General features: G+C 52.3%; 7 protein-coding genes and 1 pseudogene. 4 read left to right on the plus strand and 4 right to left on the minus strand.

The features are described from left to right. Nucleotides 1-322, plus strand: a pseudogene (locus B5F94_RS16530) (hypothetical protein); the annotation flags it as partial. A gap of 55 nt (nucleotides 323-377) precedes the next feature. On the opposite strand, the gene B5F94_RS15325 reads toward B5F94_RS16530, so the two are convergent. Further along, entirely contained in the window at nucleotides 378-683 is a 306-nt protein-coding gene (locus B5F94_RS15325) for a type II toxin-antitoxin system RelE/ParE family toxin (protein WP_158100308.1), read from the minus strand. Beyond that, on the minus strand, nucleotides 676-963 hold the full coding sequence (locus B5F94_RS15330; protein ID WP_087189560.1) for a type II toxin-antitoxin system Phd/YefM family antitoxin: 288 nt from the start codon (nucleotides 961-963) through the stop codon (nucleotides 676-678). The genes B5F94_RS15325 and B5F94_RS15330 overlap by 8 nt, the downstream gene beginning before the upstream one ends. 99 nt (nucleotides 964-1,062) lie before the next feature. Between B5F94_RS15330 and B5F94_RS15335 the strand changes: the two genes are divergently transcribed. Together B5F94_RS15335 and B5F94_RS15340 are read left to right on the plus strand one after the other, a co-directional pair. After that, nucleotides 1,063-2,049 (plus strand): hypothetical protein, encoded by a 987-nt coding sequence (locus B5F94_RS15335; protein WP_087331387.1) that lies wholly within the window; start codon nucleotides 1,063-1,065, stop codon nucleotides 2,047-2,049. Between the two features lie 82 nt (nucleotides 2,050-2,131). Beyond that, nucleotides 2,132-2,569, plus strand: coding sequence for a DUF7659 family protein (locus B5F94_RS15340; protein WP_087272706.1), 438 nt, complete (start codon nucleotides 2,132-2,134; stop codon nucleotides 2,567-2,569). A 142-nt stretch (nucleotides 2,570-2,711) separates the two neighbouring features. Here B5F94_RS15340 and B5F94_RS15345 read toward each other — a convergent pair whose 3' ends face one another. Next, a complete protein-coding gene (locus B5F94_RS15345) occupies nucleotides 2,712-3,071 on the minus strand; it encodes a DUF4313 domain-containing protein (RefSeq protein ID WP_087272704.1) in 360 nt (119 codons plus the stop codon). 223 nt (nucleotides 3,072-3,294) lie between these two features. Between B5F94_RS15345 and B5F94_RS15350 the strand changes: the two genes are divergently transcribed. Then, nucleotides 3,295-4,833: a helix-turn-helix domain-containing protein gene (locus B5F94_RS15350; protein WP_087331389.1), complete on the plus strand. Its 1,539-nt coding sequence runs from the start codon at nucleotides 3,295-3,297 to the stop codon at nucleotides 4,831-4,833. Nucleotides 4,834-4,938: 105 nt separating this feature from the next. Here the strand turns inward: B5F94_RS15350 and B5F94_RS15355 are convergent, their stop codons facing one another. After that, nucleotides 4,939-5,451, minus strand: coding sequence for a hypothetical protein (locus B5F94_RS15355; RefSeq protein WP_087272698.1), 513 nt, complete (start codon nucleotides 5,449-5,451; stop codon nucleotides 4,939-4,941). Between the last annotated feature and the right edge of the window lie 253 nt (nucleotides 5,452-5,704).

The raw sequence follows: 5,704 nt of genomic DNA on the forward strand, positions 1-5,704 counted from the left end.
CTTTACCGTCCTGCTTTGTACCGGCTTACTCTGCTATAAGGCCATACTGAAGGGCTCCGCAGAGCACAGCGTAGAACTTGGGCAGGACGCCAAGGGGAACCTTGTCCGCATCGACCATGCGCTGGACAGGTTGTCCCAGCGCATCCAGGAGACACAGGACGCCATCGAACACACCCTTCAGCAGTGCGAGGCGGCCAAGGCAGAACTGGAGAAGCCGTTTCCACAGGAGGCGGAGCTGGCGGAGAAGGCTGCCCGGCTCACGGAACTGGACATCCTGCTCCACATCGGGGACCAGGAGAGTACAGACCGGCTGGCAGGATGAAGCAGGAACGCCCGCACGGGTCAACCGTGCGGGCGTTCCTGACCATGTATCAGAATTACAGTCCCATGTTCTGCCGGTCCCTGCGGCCATGGAGGAGGCGCCGGATCTCCACCGTGTCCCCCAGCACCGCGTAATACAGGACATACCCTTTCACCGGCACCTTGCGGATTTCATCCCGCATGGGCCTGGTTGTCCGATACAGCTCGTGGGCGTATGGGTACTTGGAGATGCGCTCTACCGTATTGTCCAGTTCATCCAGCAAGTCCTGTGCGGCCTTTGGGGCGTCCAGCTTCCCGGCGATATAGTCCACGGCATCCAGAATGTCCGCTTCCGCCAAAGGGAGGTAGACGATTTTATACATCCTCGTCATCTCCATAGCGGGCCAGACGCCGCCGGGCGTTCTCCATGACTTCGGTATGGGTCCTGCGCTCTTTGGTCTGCGCGGCCTGGAGCTCGGCTTCTATCAGCTTATCGTAGACACGGCTTTCATACAGGCCGTCCTCATAAGCCTCCATGCTCATGACCACCAGAGACCCCACGCCGTTTTTGGTCAGGAATACGGGCTCCTTGCTGGCCTGCACCTCATGGGTGATTTCCGCAAAATGATTTCTCAGGTCAGATACGGGCCTGATGTTCGGCATATCAACCGCCCCCTTTATCATGATTATATACACAATTTCGCTAATAGTCAATGACAACCGCTGTCAGTGCGATACAAAAATATGAAAGGAGATCGTACAATGTCAAACGCAAAACTGATGACCCCGCTCTTTTACCAGGGGAATTTCAATGCAGACGGAAAGAAGATGCGGGCCATATTGGTGCGCGAAGTGTCCAACGGGACAGACACCTACCGGCTCTGGAGGCGCGATGGAAAGCCGGACCGGCAGTACCCCCAAGGGGAGGGGGACGACTATATCCTCTATGTGGAGTTACATGGGTATCTTGCTTCGCTCCGTACGACTGACTTCTATCTGATTGACCGCTGTGGCTTTCCGTCCGCAGTTACAGCCTTATACGGGGACAAAGACCAGCGGGCGCAATATTTTGACGGCCTGCGCTGGTCTGGGGGCGATGAAGCGGTGCTGGAGGCTTTGAAGCGGGAAGAAGATAAGATACAGGAGCTTGGGCGCGACCCGGCCCATCAGGCCGACTACATCAAGGCAATCCTGGACAAACATGTTTCCACCTACCGCGCTGCCAAACAAAATGGCGGCGAGACCTTCCCGGATTTTGTCGGCGCTCTCATGTTGGGAGAACTCTTGGAATGCCGTGAACTGTCTGCGATTTATCAAGGTAAGAGCCGGGAGAGGGAGCAAAAGCGCAGAGCCAAAGCAGTTGCGGAGGACCAGGCGTATTGTGAAGAACACAACCGGCTGGCCGAAGAGCAGGTGCAGGACGCCATTCGCACTATCCGGGAGGGCGGCGTGCTTCAAAATGACACCGTAGAGTTTTATCGGAGCCGGCATGATTCCAGCGCGTGCTCCATCGTCCTCTGCCTGATGAGGCGGTATCAGGTGGAAGTGCCCCTCCGCACCCAAGGGTGGATAAACAACAAGTTGGCCGCTGCCACGATTGCGGACGGCCGGTGTTCTCATCTGCGGTTCTGGGGGCACAAGCGTGACAGGGCTTCCCGGCGGTTCGTGGACTGTATGAATAAACTGACCCGCGCTGTCCTTGCAGAACAAGAAAATGTGTGCGGCACCCCTGGACCGCCTCCCTCCTGACGTGAGAGCACGGGAAAGGTACGGAAATGACTGTCACAGGCCTGCACAGCAAGGCCAGCCGTGTGGAAAGGAGGACTTACAAGTGAAAAACAGATACGCAGAACTTCGCCAGAAACAGCAGCAGGAGGTCAACGCGCTCCCGATTGGCTTCGCGTTCAGCGACCGGCAGTTTGAGGAGATGATGCGGGGCTGGGGCCTCGACCCGGAGACAGACCTTGACAAGATCTACAAAGCCGGGAATACAGGCGGCTTTTTCAAGATAACGGACGCACAGCTCATCCGTGACACATTCAGCAGGCACGAAAAGGAACTGCGGGACGCCATCGCGGAGGACGAAACCGGGGAGGGGTTCATCTACGAGATGTTCCTCGACGAGCTGAACAACCATGAGTACGGCTACACAAGAGACACCGAGGACACACTGTACGCGCTGGGTTATACGGCGGACGAGGTGCTGGGAAACCCACGCCTCAAGAGAGGCATTGAAAAAGCCGTCACGGAGATTTGCAGGAGGGATTGAGAGATAATATTCGGTTTACGTCCTATAATAAAATTTAGAATTATAAGCAAAAAAGATGGGAGGCCACGCCACAAAGGCTGGTCTCCCGTTTTCACTAGTCAGGGGTTTCCGCTTTTTCTCTATTATATATCTAACTACTGCTTCAGATGGCTGAAGAGCCCAAAGTCGCCATAGATTGCACAGCTTCCTGGGTAAACTCTACTTCCGGGAATGTGCAGAAATCGGAATAGGCACTGCGCCCGGTCAGCCTGCAAATGCCCTGGTCTATCGCCCACTGGAGCGCTGCCGGATGGTTCCGGGTGTCGAAGTACGCGCAGTTGGGATTCGTGACCGATGAGTTGGGCAGGCAGGCTGTAATCAAGTTCCTGCAGGTCAGTTCTTCCGCCGGGTCGCCGATGACAAAGACTGCGAGCCGCTTGTCACCAAAATAGGTCGTCTTCCCCAAGGACACATTTTTCCCCGCCTGGATATCGGGAAAATTGGGCCATGTTTTGTCATTCATACTGTTCACCACCAGTCTTGTTATGTTCAACTATATATCTATTTTTGATAACTTTATTATACAATATTTTACTAAATACGTCAACATAATATATATTATTTCTCAAAATATTATTTGATATCTTGAGTTTTTATGGTATAATAAAAGCGAGAAAATAAACCGCATTTATGGCAAAAAGTTAAACATTATTACACAAAAGATAAATAGATAAAGAGGTGACAATATGTCCGCCATACTGAATAGTGATGTTTTGACCGTTGCCGGCCGTATTCAATGGGTCAGACAGAAAACAAAATCCAATATGAAAAACTTTGCCCAAGAACTCGGCATCACACGCAACTATCTCAGTGTTTTGGAGCACGGAAAGCGTCAACCATCTGACGAACTATTGCAGAAAATTGCGGACCTGGGCGATGTATCATTCCAGTGGATGAAAGAGGGCTCGGGCTCCGCAAAGGAGGACACCGTAAATACTGTTCCCGCTTTGCCGCAAAATCCGGGTGAGCAGGCACGGATCGACCGGCTTTTTTTGCATATCCTCCGGCATTATCAGCCGAAAATCTTTCCAGACACCGTGAGCTATATACTCAAAATGGAGCCAGCCGCCCTGGAGAAGTTTATGGAGGGAGAAATAGAATGCAGCTTGGAGCGAGAAGATCTCCAAGTGCTGGCCAAGCGCCTTGACTCGGATAAAGTGGTACGGGAAATGGGCGCAGTGGAACGCTTCATCACGGAGTCCAACACGATTACTTCGATAGATGTCATTAAGAAAGCCATCAAGGACTATTTGAACCTGTTTGAACGTGGTGCATATACATGGGGCGAGCTCATGGACGGCGAGGATGGGGACAGCTGTTATGAACTGCCAGACTGTACCGTGGAAGTCAGTACGCTGACCTGCAAAGGGCGCAGACAAGGGATGCAGGACGGGACTGCCGTTTTCCGTTTTCAGTATGTACGGGAGACGAAAGGAACTGCACCGAACCGGCAGTATGGCTTTGCATCAAGCAGCACTATGATCCGATACAAGGAAGTCGCCAATCTCAGGCTTCCGAAACTCAAGCCGGGCCGAAAGAAGAAACCTTCCCCGGACGAGATCAGGCGTGAGATTTTCGTATTCACCAACGACATCCTGTATGAAAGTTTTGCCGAATGCCTTGCTGCTATCCAGCGGGAGCGGGAATCCCGCAGTGCCAGTCTTGCCACCGCGGGTCTTCCCTCCCTTCTGCTACTGGATGTGAACCAGGGAGCCGTTGCCGTGAAACGCGACATACAGCCTCTCCCCCCGTTTGCAATCACATCTGTCCGGGATTATCTCAGCAATCTCGATGGTAGCAAACTGGCGAATAACGCCGCCTTCCCCCAATTAGGAGAATATCCGGCGCTTCACGCCCATGAATATTTTTTGTCTTTTGAACACGACGCCCCGTCCAAGGACGAGGAGCCCGTGGTCCTCTATCCGTTCTATTTTGTTGACAGAGATCAGCCGAATACCGCGGTTGAGCCGTGCCAAGGGGGCAGCGCCGACATCATGTCAAACCTGCAGGACCCCATTGAGAAGCGGTTTCTCGGCTTCCGTATTCCTGCCGTGACCTATACATTCCGGGATAGGTCTCTGTATCAACGATTCACGGATTGTGCCAAAACGCTCCAGGACGAAACAGGCCCGATCAAGGACGCTCCGGTCAGACCCAAATGTATCTTCCTGCTCCTGGACGAGGAGTGCAGGTCCGTTTTGGATAACATGACATTCCAGCTGTAACGCATCTAACCGTATAACACAAAGCAACAAGACGGCTTCCCCAAACCAGGGAGGCCGTCTTGTTCATTTTCGATGTTTTGCTGTTATTGTCAGGGCAGGTGAGGACTAGGCACTAATAATCATTAACTTTTTGGGGCGCTGTTCCCAATAACACCGCCACAGCAGATGGGGACCATCAGAACAATTATGTTTTATCCACCATGCGGCACTGCGCTCATTCTGAGCTCGTACAAGCACATCTCTCAAATCATCTAAGACCCGCATGACGTTGGATTGAATAACAAAATCGCGGAGTTCATAGGCTCTCGTTTGGTTTGCAAATAAGAACCTACCAGCGTCCAGAAGCAAGTTCTGTCGGATCATCTCAGCTTGCTCAACCTGCTTCTTTGTGCCGTGGAGTACAGTTGACTTGTAGGCATACGGTTTACTGTAAAATATGTTAATGCCTTTTTTGCGCAGTTCTTCGTATGCCTCGCGCTCACAATCTGGGCAACAAACGACTTTTTCCCTCGCCCACCTTTCCCACTCTTTGGCATCCCCAAAGTCCCATCTTTCTGCTTTCCACTCGAAAGTCTTGCCGCACTGAAAACATTTGCATCTGATACGCACCATTGACATGATATAAACCCTCATTTCATAAAATTCTTTTGTGTTTTGGAAAAATTCAGCTATCTGATTGGTGAGGCAATACCGTAGCCCTGCTTCGGCTGCCGTGAGGTGGCGGTCCCCTCATTACAGCCGAAGCAAAGACTAGGCATTTCAGGACTTACTCTTCGACTTCACCGAAGATCTCAATGTACTCGTCGGCACTGCAGTGCTCTTCGACCCAGTCCCGAGCCTCGTCTTCGGTGAGGGGGATAATATCCCAGGA

It is taken from the genome of Flavonifractor sp. An4, from assembly GCF_002161755.1.
GTDB lineage: Bacteria > Bacillota > Clostridia > Oscillospirales > Oscillospiraceae > Flavonifractor > Flavonifractor avicola.

Excerpts from the sequence above, each read along its gene's own strand:
- B5F94_RS15350 (WP_087331389.1), top strand. The coding sequence starts at position 3,295 with ATGTCCGCCATACTGAATAGTGATGTTTTGACCGTTGCCGGCCGTATT.
- B5F94_RS15355 (WP_087272698.1), bottom strand. The coding sequence starts at position 5,451 with ATGTCAATGGTGCGTATCAGATGCAAATGTTTTCAGTGCGGCAAGACT.
- B5F94_RS15325 (WP_158100308.1), bottom strand. The coding sequence starts at position 683 with ATGTATAAAATCGTCTACCTCCCTTTGGCGGAAGCGGACATTCTGGAT.
- B5F94_RS15345 (WP_087272704.1), bottom strand. The coding sequence starts at position 3,071 with ATGAATGACAAAACATGGCCCAATTTTCCCGATATCCAGGCGGGGAAA.
- B5F94_RS15330 (WP_087189560.1), bottom strand. The coding sequence starts at position 963 with ATGCCGAACATCAGGCCCGTATCTGACCTGAGAAATCATTTTGCGGAA.
- B5F94_RS15335 (WP_087331387.1), top strand. The coding sequence starts at position 1,063 with ATGTCAAACGCAAAACTGATGACCCCGCTCTTTTACCAGGGGAATTTC.